We start from the raw sequence: 239 nt of genomic DNA on the forward strand, positions 1-239 counted from the left end.
GGGCGGCGTTCGGCCTTGACGGTCAGCATGTTCCGCTCGACGTCGACGTCGATCGCCTCAGGGTCCACCCCGGGCAGGTCGAAGCAGATCACGTACTCGTCGCCGACACGGCAGGCGTCCAGCGGCATCGGGGCCGGCCGGGACCAGGTTCCGTTCGTGCCCAGGAACTGCTGGGTCAGCCGGTCCAGTTCGCGGAACGGGTCAGTGCGCATCAGCATCGCGAAACACCTCCACTGATC

General features: G+C 67.4%; 1 protein-coding gene. It reads right to left on the reverse strand.

What is annotated here, in order from left to right; translation table 11 throughout:
• On the reverse strand, positions 1-218 hold a 218-nt coding region (locus IF01_RS0141035), incomplete at its 3' end, for an Hsp20/alpha crystallin family protein (RefSeq protein WP_030398707.1).
• Positions 219-239 lie beyond the last annotated feature (21 nt).

This window comes from Kitasatospora purpeofusca (assembly GCF_000718025.1).
GTDB lineage: Bacteria > Actinomycetota > Actinomycetes > Streptomycetales > Streptomycetaceae > Kitasatospora > Kitasatospora purpeofusca.